Below are 19,541 nucleotides of genomic sequence, written 5' to 3'. Positions count from 1 at the left end.
TAGCCAAAAAATAGCTTAACTTCGTTTATATAAAATGAAGTTAAGCTATTTTTCATGCACACTTAATCGAACTACACCTATAAAACTATGATAATTATCACATTTAATAAATATTTTCCGAAAATACCATGAAAATTAAATGAAATTTTCATTCAAAAAACATTGAAAATCGCTTTCATTTTCATAATTTTTCTTATGTAAACACTTATATAACCATTTTTCACACAACATACTTGTTCACTTGGTTTAAAATAAGGCGTATACTTGTTCACGAATTGTTCAAGGATTAATTAAATGTAATTTTTTAGAAAGAAGGAATTGGAAATGCGTGCTTTTCATTTTACGGAAGACGGATCTATCGAAACTAAATTAACCGGAAAAGATCTACTTGCCAACCCACTGCTGAATAAAGGAGTAGCTTTTACCCTGGAAGAACGGAAACAGCTTGGACTTGACGGTCTCCTTCCTCCTACGATATTAACTATTGAGGAGCAGGTTCAACGGGTTTACGAGCAATTTCAGAGCCAACCGGATAATTTGCGTAAAAATGTTGCGTTAAATGATCTTTTTAACCGGAATACGGTCCTTTATTATCGTTTGCTCTCTGAGCACCTAAGCGAAATGCTCCCGATTGTTTATACACCAACAGTAGGCCAGGCTATACAGGAATACAGTCATGAATATCACAAACCTGGTGGTATGTATTTATCTATTGATAATCTGGCGGGTATTGGAGAGGCTTTTAAGAATTTGAACCTAGACCCTGATGATATCGACCTGATCGTAGCCACAGATTCCGAGAGTATTTTGGGAATCGGGGACTGGGGAGTCGGAGGTATTAATATCTCTATTGGTAAGCTTGCTGTGTATACTGCTGCTGCTGGTATAGATCCTAGCCGAGTACTGGCAGTTGTTCTTGATGCAGGTACAAACAACGAGAAGCTATTGGAAGATCCTTTATATATGGGGAATCGTCATAAACGTGTACGTGGAGAACAATATGACCAATTTATTGACACTTATGTTCAAGCTGCACTTTCCTTTTTCCCGAATGCCCTGCTGCACTGGGAAGATCTCGGCAATGTCAACGCACGGAACATTATCAATAAATACGGAAATAGTATTTTGACTTTTAATGACGATATTCAAGGTACTGGAGCGGTTACGCTCGCAGGTGTAATGTCCGGTGTTCAATTGTCCGGAATCCCACTGAGCAAGCATCGGGTTCTAGTCTTTGGCCCAGGAGCTGCTGGAATCGGCAATGCAGACCAAATTAGCGCAGCCATGATGCTGGAAGGACTGTCAGAAGCAGAAGCAAGACGTAACTTCTGGGCTTATGATTACCGCGGCCTGCTTACCAACGAAACAGAAGGACTTTTTCCATTCCAAGTCCCTTATGTGCGTGATGTTGCAGAATGCCGCGACTGGGAACATGCTGAGGATGGCAAAATTCCACTGCTTGAAGTCATTCGCCGCGTAAAACCGACGATTATGATCGGTACTTCTGGTGTTACTGGGGCATTTAGTGAGGAAATCGTTAAAGAAATGGCCAAACATACAGAACGTCCTATTATTATGCCTATGTCCAACCCGACTCCACTGGCAGAAGCAACTCCGCAAGATTTGATCCACTGGACCGAAGGAAAAGCCCTCATTGCAACAGGAAGTCCTTTTGAGCCGGTGATCTATAACAATATTAAGTTTGAAATTGGGCAATCCAACAATGCTTTCGTGTTCCCGGGTCTTGGTCTTGGCGCAATCGTGGTAAAATCCAAAATTATAACAGATAGCATGTTTGCAGCAGCTGCCCATGCAGTAGCTCAAATGGTTGATTTGTCGCAGCCTGGTGCTTCCCTGCTGCCAAAAATCAATGAATTACGCGAAGTATCTGAAGCGGTAGCCGTGGCTGTGGCCAAGGCAGCAGTTCAGGATGGAGTAGCGCGTCATCAACCGGACGATATCGCACAAGCGGTTCGAGATGCGATGTGGGACTGCAAATATAAACCAATCAAACAATATGGTCAGGAAGCGGTCCTGGTTTAAAAAATAGCGACAACATCAAATTTGTACTTGCATACGCAAAGTGATTATTTAACTGATGTCCGCCTTTTTTGGCGGACATCTTCATTGGAGGCGACATCATGGCTACAGGTCATATTTTTATTATCTTAATTCCTATTTTCTTTGTCATTTTAATTGGTTATTTCGCAGGATTGTTTAAGGCTTTTAACCCTGCTTCTTCTAAGGGATTAAATACACTCGTGACGAAGTTTGCTCTACCTGCACACTTGTTTATTGGTATTACGACGACACCAAGAGAGACATTGATTCAAAAGTGGCCCTTTCTTGTGGCTTTGCTACTTGGTGTAATCGGCTTTTATATTGTATTGCTCATTGTTTATCGCTTAATTGCCAAAAAAGGCCTGACTGAATCCTCCATGTTCGCATTGAATTCAACACAGCCTTCTTTCGCATTCATGGGAATTCCGGTTCTGGGAAGCTTGTTCGGAAGTGCGGCAGTCGCCATCCCTATTGCGATTACTGGGATCGTCGTTAATGCCATTCTTGATCCGCTTGCAAGTATTTTGGGAACGGTCGGTCAGCGCAAAACAACAGAATCTGACGGCACTAAAGGCAACTTATTTAAAGTCACTATGAAATCAGTCCTTCATGGACTCAGCGAGCCGCTTGCCTGCGTACCCTTGTTTGGTGTCGTATTGACTCTATGTGGATTCCACGCTCCGAAACTTTTACAATCCATGTTTGATCAAATCGGCAATATTACTGCTGGTACAGCCCTATTTGCCATCGGGGTAACCATTGGTATCAAAAAGATTACGTTCAGTCCAAAAGCACTTAGCATCGCTGTACTGAAAGCCATCGTGATGCCTATTGTTATGCTCGGTATTGCTGTTCTGATAGGACTATCCCATGAGGATGTAACCAAAGCCGTACTGCTTGTCGCTTTTCCCGGCTCGGCTGTGGCCGCTATGATTGCTACCCGTTATGAAACACTGGAAACGGAAGCTGCATCTGCATTTGTTATTAGCTCAGTCTTATCGCTCATTTCACTACCCTTACTCATTTCACTTCTTTTATAGGAACAGAAACTTAAGAACCCTCAATGCAATCCAGGTATTTATAGGTATAAAGTATACCCGTTTGCTCTCATTTATCTTATTTTTTAAATATTGTTCGAACAATAAAGTGATTTAGTAAGAATTGAGTTGGAAAAACAACATAAAATCCAGTTTTGCCGACAAGCGGCGGTCCCATCGTTTCATTCACTAGGGGCCGCCGTTCTTTTTGAATAACCTTCTACTCTCCCTTTTAATAAATACCTAACATTTAGAAAGCAAATTGTCGAAATATATATGGGGTAGGTTGTATATGAAACTAAATTGCTAATTCAAAGGAGAAGAAAACGTGAAAAACTTGAAGTGGAGAACTATGTCCTTTTTTGGTAAAAATCTATTAATCTCTTTTCTTAACATCGTATTAATAGGTGCTATTCTCATCACATCCAGCTATATACTTCAAAAGAATATTCTCACCACGCAGCTGCAAGACCAAGTTAAAGTATTGACTAAAAAATGGGCAGAAGATGTTGACAAAACAAAAGTACAACAAGCATTAAGCGAAAAAGATTATAACGGTTCTGCTCAACAGGATTTACGCAAATTCCTAGATTCTATCCACACATTTTATCCTAATGTTGCCCAAGCTTACATATTTGGCACAGAACTAACAGAAGGAAATCAAACTTCCATTATTGGCGTTCCCACAAATTTAGTCCAAGCTTTCCAAGACTCGAAGATGAATATTGGGGATATGTACACTCTTCCAGACGAAAATGTACAAGGTGTAAATAAAATGCTTCAATCTAAAGACTCAGCGTTTAGCAGCTTTTATACTGACGATTTTGGTACATGGACGACCATTGTTTACCCAATTACAGATGAAAGCGGTAAAATCACAAGTGCGATATACTTTGACGTAGACGCGAGCTCTGTACCTAACGGACTTCATAAATTGCTTGTATATGGTGTTTCATTGCTCATTCTGTTCCTTGCGATCTTCTTAACGGTCCAATATTTACTGGTAAAACGTACCCTCTCCCCGATTCGTAGCCTGATGAAGGGCATTGAAGAAGTCAGCGAGGGGAATCTGAATGTAAAAATCAAGACAGGCGAGGACGACCTTGGCATTATCAATCAAAAATTTAATTCTATGATCAAACGCCTTAACGATACAATGGTGAAAGTACAGGATACGACACAAGAGGTTACGGGATCTGCCCAGGAATTATTAAGCATTAGCGAGAAAAACAGTACGAATACGAACGTCATTAACAGCAATATTCAGGAAATAACCCAGGGACTTGAAGCTCAGGATCACGCAGCACTTGAAAGTTCCAGATCTATGAATGAAATGTCGACAGTTATCCAAACGATTGCCGAAAGCTCCTCTTCCGTAGCGGATCAAGCTTATTCTATGGAAAAACGCTCCGTTGAAGGCAATCAGGTAGCCCAGAAGCTTTCCGCTCAAATGGACTCCATCTCCACTACAATGGAAAGTACAGCTGATTCCGTTAATGCGCTGCAGAACCGTTCTAACGAAATCAGTAATATCGTCAGCATCATTACAGGCATTGCCAGTCAAACGAATCTGCTTGCATTGAACGCTTCTATCGAAGCTGCCAGAGTCGGTGAAGAGGGCAAAGGTTTTGCAGTCGTAGCGGGAGAAGTGCGTAATTTGGCTGAACAGTCTCAAGAGTCTGCCAAACAAATTGCAGAGCTCATTGAAGAAATCCAAAGAGAAATTGAGCAGACTGTAAAAGGCATCAGCCTTGGTACAAAAGAAGTTCACATTGGGCTGGAAGTTACGAAGCAGACAGGCGAAATGTTCTCTGAAATTTTAGATGCGTCTAATAAAGTGTCGTCACAAATTCAGGAGGTATCCAGCGCAACGGAGCAGATCTCGGCCAGCACGCAGGAAATGTCAGCTACCTCTGACGAGCTGTCTTCGACAGTTAGCAAAACAGTCGGCAGCAGCAAACAAATCGAGCATACCATTGGAGAACAGGCTGAGTCTATGGCTTCTATTGTCCAAGCTTCTGACAAGCTTACATTGATGTCCGGGGAGCTGGAAGAGCTCATTTCGTTCTTCAAGGTGAACCGGGAAGCCTAATTTTATAACTTCCAACTAACTCAAGATAACAATAAAGAACCTCTAGTCTGCATAGAAAGCGAACTAGAGGTTCTTTGATATACTCTTACATACTTCTTAATTTACAAATCCCTCCAAAGCTGAGGTTGGTTTACCGTCAGCCTGCCAAGCACCTTTGTTATAACCTTGATTGTAACCTGGAGTTGCAGCCGGCTCCCAATAAAATACCCCTGTGCCTTTGCCGCCTCCCATGTTCCGAACCTTTGTTTTGATTGCAGAAATAAATGCCTTGGAAGCTGCAGGTTCGTTATATTCCATCCCGATTTCACTGATGACAATACCTTTACCGTATTTGGCAATGAGGTTATTGGCATTCGTAATCGTCTGATCCACCTTGCCCTGCCAGTCAGAAGGAGACGGATACAGAGACAGCCCGATGAGATCAAACTGAGCTCCATTATCAATCAGTCCGCCGATATTCCAGTTCAACACGGAACCGTTATCCCCGTTGGCTAAATGTACTATCGTTTTAGTACTGCTGCTTACCGATTTTACAGCATTATTACCTGTATTGACGAGCCAGGCATAGTTTTTCATGTTCACCGAAGCTTTGCCGTCTTCCCAGAGCATTCCATTGTTCGTCTCATTACCGATCTGCACCCAGTCCGGTGTTACCCCCTTGCTTTTCATCGTGTTCATAACATAAACCGTATGAGACCAGACTGCATCCATGAGTTGTGTAAATGTAAAATTGCGCCACGCATAAGGTTTGTTCTGTTGCCCTGGATCTGCCCAGGAATCACTATAATGTAGAGTCAGCATAACGCTCATACCCAATTTTTTAGCTCGCTGCGCCAGTTCTGCTGCCTTTTCGGCATTCATGTATCCGCTTGCATAATCTTTCATGTCGGGGTTTACCCACACACGGATACGTACCGAGTTGATCTGATAGTCATCTCGCAAAATTTGCAGTATATCTCGACGAACACCCTTTTTATCCTTCCAAGTCATACCTTGCGCTTCCATTCCTGCTACCCAGCTTATATCTGCTCCTTTGGCGAAAGCAGGGGCGGCCGAAGCCGCACCCAACCCTACAGAGCCGAACGGATACAATAAGCTGGAAAGTAAGATCAACATCGCAAATACCATCGTGCGGTTACCTGTTTTCATAAGTCATCTCCCATCCGAATTGTATACTTCTCATTGCCTCTGACCAATCTACCAGTTCCCTCACTCGGGAAAACGACAGAGATCACATTTTAATATCATGTTCTATTTATTACGCTCTGTCTTTAAAACCTTAACAGTGTAGGCATCCAATTGAACGCTACCGTCTTCTATCGCATGATTTTCAAGCATATCCGCATAAGTTCGTCCATCCAACGTAATCTTTTGCGGCTCATGCGTGAAATTTAGTATAAAAATATAATCATGAACCCCATCGGTACGAATCGCCGTATTCACTCCATGAGGCAACTTCACATTGAGCGCTTTACTGATTCCTGCATTATCAATTAAACTTCTGTAAAAATGACTGTGGAACAGTCCGGTGTTGCGTGACGCGATGTAATAAGCCTTTCCTTCTCCCAAACGGTTCACCGTCAAAGCCGGGCGTCCTGCATAAAAGTCTGAGCCGTACACAGCCAGTACCTCTGCACCCTCCGTATGAATGAGATCACACAATTCTACAGCTTCATACTCCCCTTGCAGATCCAGCTCATTGCCTTCAAGCGGCAAAATGTGATTACGGTCATGATCATGCAATCCGTCAATCTCTTCCGACCAGATCCCCAGCGTCTTACGAAGCGGGCCCGGAAAGCCTCCAAGGAAGCACAAATCATGTTCATCTACAATACCAGACCAATAGGTTGCTACGAAAACGCCACCGTTTTCAACAAACTTCTGTATACGTTCCCCCACACCGCTGCGGACCATATACAACATCGGAGCTACCAAAAGTTTGTATTTGGAGAAATCTGCATCCATATGAATGACATCTACGGGCACTCCCTGCTCCCAAAGTGCCAAATAATGCGCTTCAGCTGTCTCCTCATATTTCACACCCTTGTTGCGTGGTCCCTGTGAATCGTTGATTCCCCAACGGTTCTCCCAGTCAAAAATGACTGCGGCCTCCGCCGGTACCGATGTACCGATAACCTCCTCCAGTTTTTCCAGCGCATTACCGACCTCTGTCACATCTCCAAATACACGAGTGTGCTCATGTCCGACATGATCGACAACCGCACCATGCAGCTTTTCACTCGAACCGCGGCTTTTCCGCCACTGAAAATATTGAACGGTGTCTGACCCGTGTGCCACAGCCTGTAAAGACGATAGCAGATGCATTCCTGGTCGCTTCAGCTTGCTTACGTCTTGCCAGTTCGTCAAACTCGGCGTACTCTCCATGAGCATCCAAGGCTTGCCTCCCTTGATTGAACGAATAATATCGTGCATCATGGCCACTTTAGCAGCCTGACGGCTATCATCTCCCTCACGGTCATGCCACGTTGGGTAACTATCCCAGGATATAACATCGAGCAGATCAGCAAACTTCCAGTAATTCAACCCTTCAAAAAACTCCATTAAATTGGTTGTGACCGGAATTGCTGGATTTGCAGCCTTGAGCGGCACAATCTCATGTTTGATAAAATCTGCGGTCTGATCGGTCACAAACCGTCTCCAGTCCAAATTCAGGGCATGGACCTGTGTTTCACCGTGAGGTGCCGGGGACTCAACTTGGCTCCAATCCGTAATCGTATGACTCCAAAAGGTCGTCCACCATGCGTGATTAAGCTTGTCCAGCGTACCGTATTTATCCTCGACCCAAGCGCGAAATGCCTCCTGACAATAATCACAGTGGCAATCTCCACCAAATTCATTGGAAATATGCCAGCCAATCACAGCAGGATGGTTAGCATAACGCTCGGCCAGCTTCGTATTCATGATACGTACTTTTTCCCGGTAAACAGGCGATGTAGAACAGTGATTATGGCGAAACCCGTGCAGGTTACGGACACGGTTAGCCTCCACACGCAGCACCTCAGGATATTTTTGTGACATCCAGGCTGGTCTTGCTCCACTAGGAGTGGCCAAAAAAGCATAGATTCCGTTCTCAGCAAACGAATCCAGAATACGATCCAGCCACTCAAACGTAAATACACCTTCCTCAGGCTCCAATGAAACCCATGAGAAAATACCGACAGACATCACGTTGCATTTGGCTAGTTTCATTAGACGGATATCCTCCGCTAACACGTCAGGGTAATGCTGCCATTGCTCCGGGTTATAGTCCGCGCCATGCAGCATACGTGGAACTCGCTCACTAATGGGAGGGTACTTGATTATGTTTTGATTCGTCACTACAAATCATCTCCTTCTATGAATTCTGTTACTCTTTGACGGAACCTAGCGTCATACCTTTAACAAAATACTTTTGTAAAAATGGATATACAATGAGAATAGGCGCTGCACCAATGAAAATTTGCGCAGCATTAACCGTCGTTTGAGAAAGTAATTCCATCTCTTTGGGACTCATGCTCATGGAACTCATGTCCTTCTGAATAATTACAGTTTGCAGGAACGTCGCCAGCGGATAGTCCTTTGCATTGCTCAAATAGAGCAGACCGTCAAACCAGGAGTTCCAATGAAATACCATACTAAACAGCGCAATCGTGGCAATGGAAGGCAGGGATATCGGTAAAAAGATACTAAACAATGTCCGAAAATGTCCTGCTCCGTCGATCAATGCGGCCTCTTCCATCTCTTTAGGAATTCCTCTAAAAAAGTTCAACATAAGGATGACCAGAAATGTGTTGACCGCTCCTGGCAAAACAAGTACCCAGAAGCTGTCCATAAGATGGATCTTTTGAATAACCATATAGAATGGAACCAGACCACCGTTAAAAATCATGCTGAATACGAACAACCATGAATATACGTTTCTGCTACGGAACACAGATGTTTCCTTTGAAAGTGGATAAGCAGCTAAAAAGGTAATAAGCAATGTTAAGCCGGTTCCCAATACAGTCCGACAGACAGAAATCCAGATAGAGTGCAGAAAAATCGGGTTATTCATCGTCTTCTTATAGGCTTCTAATGAAAATTGCACCGGCCACAGCCCAACCAGATTGGCATCTGCTGCTGATTTAGCACTAAATGATACCGCCAACACATGAATCAGCGGAACGATACACATGATGGACAAAATCACAAGCAAGCAAATGTTAAACACATTGAAGATGCGATATGGCGTTGTTTTATGATACATGACTCTCCCTCTTTCAGCCTCGTGGAATCAAAATATGCGGTAACCTGCCCATTTGTAAGCAAGTCGATAAGATATCAGAATGAGAATCATACTGATAACGGATTTGAACAAGCCGATTGCGGTGGCAAAGCCCATTTCCCCATTGATTAACGCTGTCCGGTAGACGAATGTATCAATAATATCGCCTTTTTGGTAAACCAGCGGATTATAAAGGTTGAAAATCTGGTCAAAACCGGCATTCAGTACATTGCCAAGTGCAAGCGTTCCAACAACGACTACCATCGGAATTAACGAAGGTACAGTGATGTGCAGCGTCTGTCTCCAGCGGCTCGCTCCATCCATTTCAGAAGCCTCATACAACGAAGGATTAATACCCGCCAGTGCAGCAAGAAATACGATGGTGTTGTATCCGAACTCCTTCCATATATCCGATACAATGACAGTAAACCGAAACCAGTTATTTTCTCCCAGAAAAAAGATAGGCTGGATCCCGAAACTACCGAGAATACGATTCATAAATCCATCTGTAGCCAACAGGTCAATCAGAATTCCGCCCAAGATGACCCACGAAAGAAAGTGTGGCAGATAAACCAGTGTCTGAATGGATCGCTGAAGGCCGACCTTGCGAATTTCATTCAGCAGTATAGCAAAAACAAACGGAACCACCAGATTGAAAAACATCTTTAACACAGCAATAATTAGTGTATTCCAGACGACTTGAAGACTGTCCTCCCGTTGAAACAAAAAGCGGAAGTTATCCAGTCCAACCCACTCGGAACCAGTTATGCCTAGCCAAGGTTTGTAATTTTGAAAGGCCATCACGATGCCGCCCATCGGAATGTAGCTGAATACAATTAAGAAAATGATGGCTGGCAGCAGCATGATATGAAATGGCCACGTACGTTGCAGACTTCTCATTGCAGTTCCTCCTGTAACTCTCATGGTATACTTCAATTATAAAAGCGTTTTCGCTGTCCCAACAGTTCAAAAAACCAACATACATGGCACAAAAGCAATCATTTTTTAAGTTCGCCAAACGAATGAAATTTTTTTTCACACACGTCATAATAGCGCATTCATTTCTACTCAATCCTGATAAAGCTGTAGTAAAAAGGCTGTCCACCTTGGGACAGCCCTCCTAACTATTACAACATCATGATTTTACTTTTCGACGCTTTTATACCATTCGTTTACTTCATTTGTAATTTGTTCGCCACCAGCTGTTTTCCACGTCTGTACAAAGGTATCAAAAGCAGAGATCGGCTGCTTGCCATAAATAATTTCATTGAAGGTCTGACTTTCAATCTTATCCAGATAGTCCTTTTTAGCCTTCATGGTTGGCGTAGTAGGTCCCGTGAACTGATCTTTCATGGAGATATCCTTCTGTTCCATAAGCACTTTGGCAGCTGCGGGAGTGTCTTTCCCGTAGTTCACCATTACATCTTTCTCCAGACGGGTCTTCGGTTCTGCGCCATTAGCCAAACTTAACAAAGCCTTCATTTGGGCATCAGGTATACGCGCACCATCACGAACCAACAAATAACGAAAAGAGTTTACATAACCGCCTGGTATTTTATCGATAGACATTAGCTTTCCGCCCGCATCCAAATCATAATCGTAGCCCTTAAACAGCCCATTCGACAAATCGCCGTCCGGTTTGGCATTAGCATAATGGTCAAACAAATAATTTTGATAAGTGAAAAAAGCTTCAGGATGCTGCATTTGTTTGTTGATTAGTACAACACCATTGGTATATTGCGTTCCGTGGCGCATGGCTTTGTTGTCAGGACCCGCTGGAATCTTGATCGGCTTCCACACGGCACCCGGCGCATTTTTGACTGTATCCTGAAGCGGCCAGCCGCTCATCCAATATGGTCCAGGAATCATACCGGCTGTTCCTGCGACTGTAGGTTCTGACGTTTTATTTTCATCCCACAATGCTGCTTCCTGAGGAATATATCCCTTTTTGAGCCACTCGCTCAGCTTTTGCAAACCCGGCTTCATACCAGGCTGCACGGAGCCATATTCCAAACTGCCATTCGTGCCTTTGTTCCACTGCTGAGGTAGTGTGCCATATGCCCCGAAAATCCAGGACGGGTCACCCATCCAAGTGTTCATGGATGTTTTGAAACCGATGCTGAGCGGAATCACTTTGTTCGGAGCCAGTCCGTCCGGATTTTTATTTTTAAAGGCATCCATCACTTTTTCCAAGTCATCCATCGTCTCTGGAGCCTTCATACCCAGCTTATCCAACCAATCTTGTCGTACCCACAATACATAATCATGGTTATAGGCAAAATCAAGCACAGGAATGCCCATTTTTTTGCCATCTCGGCTATACTGATTCCATACGTTCGTATCCTGATTCATCGCCTGCTTCCAGGAATCCGAAGCGTACTTGTCAAACAACGGACCAGCCTCTGCAAACATACCGGAATCAATCATGTCCTGTGCCAGTTGCTCATTCTCCGTCCCCAATACAACCACGTCTGGCATCTCCTGACCGGAGGACATAGCCAATCGCAGCTTCGTAGCAAATGCACCATTCGTATCTGTGACGGACCAGAGTGATTTGATATTAATACCGAATTTCTCTTTAGCCCATTTTGTCGCAATGTTATTTTCGATAGATTCACCATTTTTAAATTTTAAGGCGGGATCTACACCCCATACCGTGGAAATTGTGACTTCCGGATTGTATTTTTCTTTGTATACGTTTTCAGTTTTAGCTGTGCTGTCCGCATTCCCACCATTTCCTGCTCCTGAGCAGCCCACAAGGCCAACTCCTAATACCATAGTTGCGGCGAGCAACGACAGCAACTTTTTTTTCGAATGAACTCGCATATTGTTCCCCCTCTAAAAATCATTTTCTACTATTTTATTATAAGAGGGCTTTTCTTCGCAGCCTATGTCACAAAATAAATATTTCTGCACCTTTCCCAACTGATCTTTGCTGGTTTCGTCCTTACTGGTCCCATCTTTACTGGTCCCGAAATTCATGCGGAGTCATTCCGTAATGCTTTTTGAACATCTTACTGAAATATTGGGGATTCTGATAGCCCAGTTCCGTCGTAATTTCGTATATTTTTTTGTTGGAATATTTAAGCAAATAAAGAGCCCGCTCCATTCTCATTCGGATAATATAGTCACCCAAACCTTCTCCGGTTTCAGCTTTATAAATTTTAGACAGATAGACTGGATGAAGATAAACCTGATCGGCAATCGTCTTAACAGACAGCTCCTGACCTTTATCCTGGGAGATGAGCTCCTGAACCTGCTTGACCACATAGCTTTTAGCGCTTTGCTCGCTTGCGGACCATTCAGATTTAAGTTTGTTCATCATGGAAAGTATCCACTCTTTGAGGTGAGGGAACGAATGAACCATTTTCTGCGCATGTAACGGATCGAAGCCTACTTGATCCATCTGTGTAATGAAACGTCCTTGTTTGTGCGCTGTATACATAAAGGCGCTCGTCACCGAAATAAACAGCTCATATAAATGCTCGCGTGTGTATCCCACCTCTTCCATTTTTCCAAATACACGGCTCACTTTCGCTTCGGCCTCTTCCCATTGCCTGGACTCTAGCAGATGAGTAAGCGTAGGGTGCATATAAAGCCCCTCCAGTGACTTAACTGAGCTGTGTAGCTGTTCTGTCTGTTCTTCTATGAATAGCAGTGTATCCGTCTCCTCCTGATGGTTCCAGTATAAGGATCTAATCGCTGTCTGATATAGCTTAGGCAGCTCCTCTGGAAAATTAAACCATCCGGTTAATGCAACGTAAATTTCCCCTTTCAAGTAATTGCTCACATTTTTTCGAAAGGTCTCAATCGCCGCACTCAAAAAACGATTCTGCTCATCCGCACTCCGTTCAGGAAATGAATTCCAATTCCCTTCTATTAATACAATTAAGCAATCATGCGGCGCTTTGCAATGCCAAACGTGAAAATCAGGTGCGAACACTTCTTCGGCAATATTTCCAATCGCATACTCAATTAAGGACACTGAATGATAGTCCATATCAGAAAAATGCTTCCCTAGCTGAATAAGCAGCATACTGGCAGGATGTCCCGTGCGTAGCTTGATTTCGTACTCAGACATTTTGCTCTCTATTTTTGGTACTGGCAAATCACGCCCGAGTAGCAAATCATGCATCAAATGGGTCCGCAGTACACCAAAATCGTTTCTGCGGCTATATTGTAATTGATGAACCTTGTCAAATGCTTCCCATTCTTCCTTTAGCGAATCCATGGCAGCTGACACACATTTGATAAACTCTTCATCATCCACCGGCTTTAAAATGTAATCAAAAGCCTTAAGCTGGAGCGCTTTTTTAGCATATTCAAAATCGGCATAGCCTGTCAGTAACAAACTTCGGATATGTGGCCATCGTTCGTTTACCTCAACAATCAACTCCAGTCCCGTCATGCCAGGCATACGAATATCCGTAACCAGAATATCAATATCGTACGCTTCCAGCACATCCACCGCTGCTAATGCGGAAGCCGCTTGATGAACCCTCTCGATGCCTAGCGTCTCCCACGGAATGGTAGCTGCCAGACTTTCTGTTACATAACTCTCATCATCTACTAGTAATATCTGAACCATCTGGTCCCTCCGTTTTAACTATATTCGAATTTGGCGAAGGCTCAATTAAACCATTCGCATGCTCTGCTTCTGTTGAGATCGACCATTTTAAAACTGCACGCAATCCTCCCAATGGAGACAAAGAGAATTCCAGTCCTGCATCTTCCCCAAAATGTAATCGCATGCGTTGATGCACATTCCACAAACCGTATCCATGATCCTCTTCCACAGGCTTGTCAAGCGTTGATGTCAGGGCAGTTATAGCCTCTCTACTCAAACCGAGTCCGTTATCATCCACAATCAGGTACATATACGAGCCAACACGCTCGGTTAAAATATGAATTATACCACCCTCCGCTTGAGGCTCTATCCCGTGCAGCACCGCATTTTCCACCAGTGGCTGCACTACAAGCGGCGGAATCAGCAGACTGCTGGCTTGTGAAGAAACATGAATTAAAAACGTTAGCCTTGGCATACGCATCTGCTGTATGTTCAAATAATATTGAACAAACTCGACTTCCTCTGACAATGGAACCAAATCCCGCTCCTGTCTTGTCGTATACCGATAATACCTGGATAAATTTTGAGCCATGGCTACAACCGCCTCATGATTGCGCAGCTTTGCCATACTTGTAATAAACGAAAAACAATTATAAAAAAAATGCGGATTGATTTGTGACTGGAGCTGCTTTAGTCGCGCTTCCTTGACATGTAGCTGCTCAACATACACCTTCTCAAACAGCTCCTGAATCTGTTCGACCATCAGATTAAATTGACTAGACAGGAAAGCAAACTCGTGACTCCCCCTTAGACTTAATCGAACAGCATAGTCTCCATCCTTTAATCTCCGAAATGCCCGCACAAGCTGAAGAATCGGCACTTGTACCTGTGAATGAAGCAAGTAAGCACCAATCAAGCCTACCAGCAGCGAGCCAACAACAGTTATATAAAACAGTCGATTCGATGAGTAAATCGGAGACATCATATCGGACAAAGGCATGTAATCAATCAAATACCAACCAGTCGTTTGCGAAAGAACGGCATGAACCAGGTAGCTTTCTTCTCCAATTTTCACAGTCAGATTATCAACTTCATGGAGTCCCATTTTTTCCAATTTAGAAATCAGCTTTCCAGACAGCTCTTCATTTGCAGTACGATTAAAGATCACTCCTACGCCTTTTTTATAATAAAAAGGCTCCTTTCGACCATCACCTTTGAAGCGGTCAAGCATGTCCTGAATATTACTGCTGTCAAATTCAACCTTAATAATCGTGTTAGCGGTTTCTGGATTACCAAGTGAAGAAAACGGGGATAATGTATACAATGAAAATATAAATTGGTCCTTCCCGTATGATCTTTTTTTGGATACCTGCCAGCCGTCTTTTATCAGCTGATTTAGTTTTTTCTGGTCATATAAACCTGCTCCATTCTCCGATACAACCCGTCCAAGCGAAGGAGAATAGATACTCAGCCCGGTTCTCCAATTAGAAGAGCTTTCCTGAAGCCCAAGCTTGGTTTGGATCCGTTTGACAAGGTTAATTCCATCCAGATTGAGAACCTTGTCCTTCAAAAAAATCGCTTGAAAACTGGCTACATCGGGATCATGAATCAGCAGATGCGGCCAAGAGGAGATCATTTCAATATTCGTATTCACCTGGTTTTGAAAAAAAGTCAGCTGATTATAATTAGATTGATTCAGCTCCTCACGTAATACACCTGTCGTTGTCTGATTAGAATAGACATACAGGATCAGCATAGGTATAAGCAATACGATAACGATGGAGACGATTTTAGTATAAAAATTAAATTTAAACATGAGTTCTACACATCCTCTGCACAAAAAACAAGCATACTTAAATGGTATGCCAGAGCCCTGACCTTCGTTGCCGTCAGTACATACTATACATTATCAATGGTTGGCGGTGATAATATGTTTGATGCTAAGCAAATGGAATGGTTTAACCAACTATCCGCTGAAGACTTGGCCATTTTAGGTGCCGGCTTCAATACACTAGGTGATTTTTTTGATTTTCTGGCGTTGATTAAGGCCAGACAGGAAACAGCCCAAGGTAATAAAAAGTAATAGCACTATTTCACAACAAATTTCACACGAGTTCCATCCTCATACTCATCCAATTGGTGACTGACCCATGATCCTGCCCCACGATTATCCTTAGGGGCTATGTATTTGATATTTGCACCTTTGCCACCTTCTGAGCACATAGCCATCGGCCATTCGTCACGATCGTATCCTTTACGAGTGGGAACACCTGCAAGCGAATGCTTGCGATTTTGCTCGGCTCCTTCACGGTCAATTGTGCATACCGGTGATTTTCCCGCCTGAATGGCTTCCTTAATATGCTGCGCCGTTTCAGGGTAGCGACCTGACGGGAATTGCAGCGTAACCTGAGCCGATGAAGGCGGGTTCTCTCCTGTCATTTTTGTAAGAAGATTGCCTCCTTCAAACCAGTACGCGCCCAAAGCTAGCAGCACTAAAGCTATAAAACTTAGCAACTTTTTCTTCAATTTCCCTCTTCCCTTCAAGCTATTCCAGTAGATGCCTTCAACTAAGGTAATCCCTGGATTTTATTTTTTGTAACCCCTTACTGACTATAAAAAAAGGTTGAATATTCGACGACAAATAGTATAGAGAGGAGGTTGTACGAATGAACGATGAGATCAAACTGGCCGTGAGCCAAATGCAAGCCGTTGTAATCCGATTACTGAATGGAAGTACCGTAATTGGCTGGCCTAAGCTCCTATCTGACCAAGAAACTCAGCAATTCAAGCTCTATGATGACGAACACGTATATACGATTTCCGTTAATGACGTGGATACAGTCGCAAGAGTTATTGTATAAGATACAGGAAGCGACTTAATGAGACATCCAGCGGACAAGCCCAAACAAGGCACACCACAGGAGAAGACTGATCAGAATCCCCCAAAATAAACCTTTAAAAAGCTTCATACCATACTGACAACCTTTCCTACTGGGCTTTTCCCCCATTATAACATGTCAGAAAGACAGCTGTCGCAGCTTGCTCTTATATCATCTTCGTGTCATATATATTAAATTTTAAAATCACGACACAAAGGAAAGAATGAAATAATTCCGAAAATTAGGCCTGATCACCAGTGAAAATGCAATCATGACATAATAAAAGTCACATTTTAATCAAAATTTAATGAAAGTTTTCCGAAAATGATGTATAATTATTGACATAACAAAACGCACGAGGTGATCATCATGGCATTATTAAACAGAGTTCATGAATTAAAATTGCAACTGCCTAACGAGCATCATAGCATTTCCCAATACGTGGAGCATGCATTGCATTCGATTGACAGTTTTGTGGAGCAACATCGTCAATTTATAGCCGCTCAGGCTCTATATGGTGAAAAAATCAATGGTACGGAAGAAAGACTGTTCCGAGACACAATTTCTGAGATTAAAGCCCAACTGGTAGCTACTTTGGAAAAGACAGTTGAAGACTTCGCACACAAAGGCGATAAGCACTGGAAAAATCATTATCAGGACGGCGTAGAATAAGCTGAAAATAACCCCCGGTCTTTGGACCGGGGGTTATTTTGTATAAGTGGATGTGGCAATATACGTAGACTATTTTAACACTCTGGCCGATGTCGCTACAGTCTTACCACCATAGACTACTTTGATACTGGAACTTCCGGTATCAATCGCCTTCACCTGACCGCCAGTAACTTGTACGACCGACGGTTTGGAAGATGTCCATACCGCTGAGCTTGTCACATTGGTAGTAGCGCCTGAATCATAAACTGCATTCACACTAAGCACTTGAGAGGAGCCTTTAGGCAGCTTCAGGTTTTTATTGCTCAATACCAGTTTGAGCAGCTTAGGTGTGACCTTGATCTCAACGTTAAACGACTTATCCTGATATGTGCCCGTAATTGTTGCTGTTCCAATTCCAACGGCTTTAATGGAAGAGCCTTTTACGATCGCTACGGAAGCATTCGATGATGTCCATTTCACTTTACTGCTCAGCGTAGCTTTTTTACCATCCGTATATATGCCGATGACTTTGATGGACTTACTTCCTTTCAAATTCATATCAGCACTCGAAAAGCTTGGTGTCAATGTAGAAATGGCTCCTTCCACAATGACAGGTACTTTCACATATTTGTTCATATACATAGCCTTGATTCCAGAGTTACCGCCATTTACCGCTTTTACTTTACCATTTGCTACTGTAACTGCGGCTGTTGTACCTACCCAGCTTACCTGATTGGTAACATCCAGGATTCCGCCACCAGCCATGTGTGCTTTTACTGTCGGAATACTTGCTTCTTGGCCTGCAACCAATACATATTTTTTCTCAGAAGCGGTCAGCTTGAGCACTTTGTATTGCACAGTCACTGGAATATCCAGTTTGAGTGCACCTACCGTTGCTGTCAATGTTGCACTGCCTGGGTTCACTGCAATCAGCTTACCATTTGCTATTTTAACTGCACTTTCACTGCTTAAGCTCCATTTTACATCGGATTGAACTGCTTTTTTAGCCCCATTGACCAAATAAGCAGATATACTCGGAAGAGAAGTTTTGCCTCCTGTTTCGAGAGTCAGACTGGCTTTGCTTGAAACCAGTTTTTCAACCGTCGGAAGTACATTAATCTTCAGAGTCTTGCTCAAACCGTGATAGGACGCTGTAATCGTCGAATTGCCTGCATCCATCGGTGTGATTTTACCTTGCTCGACTGTGGCAACCAACGGATTGGAGGAAGTCCATTCTGCCGTGTTGGTCACATCTGTCTTGCCGCCAGTCAGGTTGACATCGGTTGCACTAACCTGAATTGGGGAGCTACCCAGAAAGACCGATTTGGACCCAGTTGCATTCAATACTAATGCCTGAGAAGAAGAACGCACATACACAATCGTTTGTGCTTTGAGTTCATCTTTGCTTGCTTTAATGTAAGTCACGCCTTTGGCAAGTGGACGAACCAGACCATCTTCAACGGTAGCAACAGCCGCATTCGAAGAAGTCCATTCGACACCGGATACATTTTCCGTCCCACCTCCAGTAAGTACACCTTGAGCAGTCAATTGCTTTGATTCTCCACCAATCGTCAAATTAATGGGACTAGACGGATTTAATTGCAGCTTGCTGTAAGGCGATTTTACTGTAATCGTTGTACTTACCGTTTGCTGCTCATATGTGGCAACAATCTTAATCTGCCCTTTTGACACAGGAGTAATGAGTCCCTTATCTACCTTTAAAATGCTTGAATCCCCAGAGATCCATTCTGCTTTTTGTGTAACATCTTCTTTGCCCTTTTCTGTCAATGACCACACTTTTAATTGAGCGGGGCTTCCACCCAGATTCAATGTAGTCGGATTTTGACTGTCCCACTGTACCGTGGAAGTCGTGCTCTCCTCAGCCCGGATCAAACCCGCTGGCCATGCTGCAAATACAAACATCAGCAAAGCAAGTAAGAAGGTACTCCGTTTGCTCATACGTTTCATACGCTCCATTCGTTTCTCTCCC

15 protein-coding genes are annotated in these 19,541 nt (G+C 43.3%); 6 read left to right on the top strand and 9 right to left on the bottom strand.

The annotated features are described in order from the left end of the window. Positions 1-324 precede the first annotated feature (324 nt). The 3 genes from MKX59_RS10565 to MKX59_RS10555 all read left to right on the top strand — a co-directional run bounded on the left by MKX59_RS10565 (position 325) and on the right by MKX59_RS10555 (position 5,190). Positions 325-2,043, top strand: a complete 1,719-nt coding sequence (locus MKX59_RS10565; RefSeq protein ID WP_023989354.1) for an NAD-dependent malic enzyme — start codon at positions 325-327, stop codon at positions 2,041-2,043. Between the two features lie 98 nt (positions 2,044-2,141). Next, on the top strand, positions 2,142-3,101 hold the full coding sequence (locus MKX59_RS10560) for an AEC family transporter (protein WP_025718424.1): 960 nt from the start codon (positions 2,142-2,144) through the stop codon (positions 3,099-3,101). Between the two features lie 325 nt (positions 3,102-3,426). Beyond that, positions 3,427-5,190: a methyl-accepting chemotaxis protein gene (locus MKX59_RS10555; RefSeq protein WP_071558508.1), complete on the top strand. Its 1,764-nt coding sequence runs from the start codon at positions 3,427-3,429 to the stop codon at positions 5,188-5,190. 96 nt (positions 5,191-5,286) lie between these two features. Here the strand turns inward: MKX59_RS10555 and MKX59_RS10550 are convergent, their stop codons facing one another. The 7 genes from MKX59_RS10550 to MKX59_RS10520 form a co-directional block, all read right to left on the bottom strand. Further along, on the bottom strand, positions 5,287-6,339 hold the full coding sequence (locus MKX59_RS10550; RefSeq protein WP_075154426.1) for a glycoside hydrolase family 53 protein: 1,053 nt from the start codon (positions 6,337-6,339) through the stop codon (positions 5,287-5,289). A 102-nt stretch (positions 6,340-6,441) separates the two neighbouring features. Continuing rightward, on the bottom strand, positions 6,442-8,529 hold the full coding sequence (locus tag MKX59_RS10545; RefSeq protein ID WP_340858418.1) for a beta-galactosidase: 2,088 nt from the start codon (positions 8,527-8,529) through the stop codon (positions 6,442-6,444). A gap of 28 nt (positions 8,530-8,557) precedes the next feature. Further along, positions 8,558-9,436, bottom strand: coding sequence for a carbohydrate ABC transporter permease (locus MKX59_RS10540; RefSeq protein WP_023989359.1), 879 nt, complete (start codon positions 9,434-9,436; stop codon positions 8,558-8,560). Between the two features lie 27 nt (positions 9,437-9,463). Beyond that, a complete protein-coding gene (locus MKX59_RS10535; protein WP_025718416.1) occupies positions 9,464-10,354 on the bottom strand; it encodes an ABC transporter permease in 891 nt (296 codons plus the stop codon). Positions 10,355-10,597: 243 nt separating this feature from the next. Further along, the gene (locus tag MKX59_RS10530; RefSeq protein WP_028540528.1) at positions 10,598-12,280 is read right to left on the bottom strand and encodes an extracellular solute-binding protein; all 1,683 of its coding nucleotides are present in this window, start codon (positions 12,278-12,280) and stop codon (positions 10,598-10,600) included. Between the two features lie 136 nt (positions 12,281-12,416). Continuing rightward, positions 12,417-14,042 carry a response regulator transcription factor gene (locus MKX59_RS10525; protein ID WP_340858417.1) on the bottom strand — a complete coding sequence of 542 codons (1,626 nt, stop codon included), beginning with the start codon at positions 14,040-14,042 and terminating at the stop codon, positions 12,417-12,419. Then, complete coding sequence (locus MKX59_RS10520; RefSeq protein WP_340858416.1) at positions 14,017-15,837, bottom strand: sensor histidine kinase; 1,821 nt, start codon at positions 15,835-15,837, stop codon at positions 14,017-14,019. The genes MKX59_RS10525 and MKX59_RS10520 overlap by 26 nt, the downstream gene beginning before the upstream one ends. A gap of 114 nt (positions 15,838-15,951) precedes the next feature. Between MKX59_RS10520 and MKX59_RS10515 the strand changes: the two genes are divergently transcribed. Continuing rightward, positions 15,952-16,104: a hypothetical protein gene (locus MKX59_RS10515; RefSeq protein ID WP_023989363.1), complete on the top strand. Its 153-nt coding sequence runs from the start codon at positions 15,952-15,954 to the stop codon at positions 16,102-16,104. A gap of 5 nt (positions 16,105-16,109) precedes the next feature. Here MKX59_RS10515 and MKX59_RS10510 read toward each other — a convergent pair whose 3' ends face one another. Then, a complete protein-coding gene (locus MKX59_RS10510) occupies positions 16,110-16,547 on the bottom strand; it encodes a NucA/NucB deoxyribonuclease domain-containing protein (RefSeq protein WP_023989364.1) in 438 nt (145 codons plus the stop codon). Positions 16,548-16,687: 140 nt separating this feature from the next. Between MKX59_RS10510 and MKX59_RS10505 the strand changes: the two genes are divergently transcribed. Continuing rightward, positions 16,688-16,882, top strand: coding sequence for a hypothetical protein (locus tag MKX59_RS10505; RefSeq protein ID WP_013310963.1), 195 nt, complete (start codon positions 16,688-16,690; stop codon positions 16,880-16,882). Between the two features lie 387 nt (positions 16,883-17,269). After that, positions 17,270-17,572: a hypothetical protein gene (locus tag MKX59_RS10500; protein ID WP_013310964.1), complete on the top strand. Its 303-nt coding sequence runs from the start codon at positions 17,270-17,272 to the stop codon at positions 17,570-17,572. A 69-nt stretch (positions 17,573-17,641) separates the two neighbouring features. Here MKX59_RS10500 and MKX59_RS10495 read toward each other — a convergent pair whose 3' ends face one another. Further along, the gene (locus MKX59_RS10495; protein ID WP_340858415.1) at positions 17,642-19,528 is read right to left on the bottom strand and encodes an Ig-like domain-containing protein; all 1,887 of its coding nucleotides are present in this window, start codon (positions 19,526-19,528) and stop codon (positions 17,642-17,644) included. Positions 19,529-19,541 lie beyond the last annotated feature (13 nt).

Origin of the sequence: Paenibacillus sp. FSL R7-0340, assembly GCF_038002205.1 — a bacterium.
Classification (GTDB): domain Bacteria; phylum Bacillota; class Bacilli; order Paenibacillales; family Paenibacillaceae; genus Paenibacillus; species Paenibacillus polymyxa_B.
The sequence above is the reverse complement of the archived record's forward strand: the minus strand, read 5'-3'. Positions and strand labels throughout refer to the sequence as shown.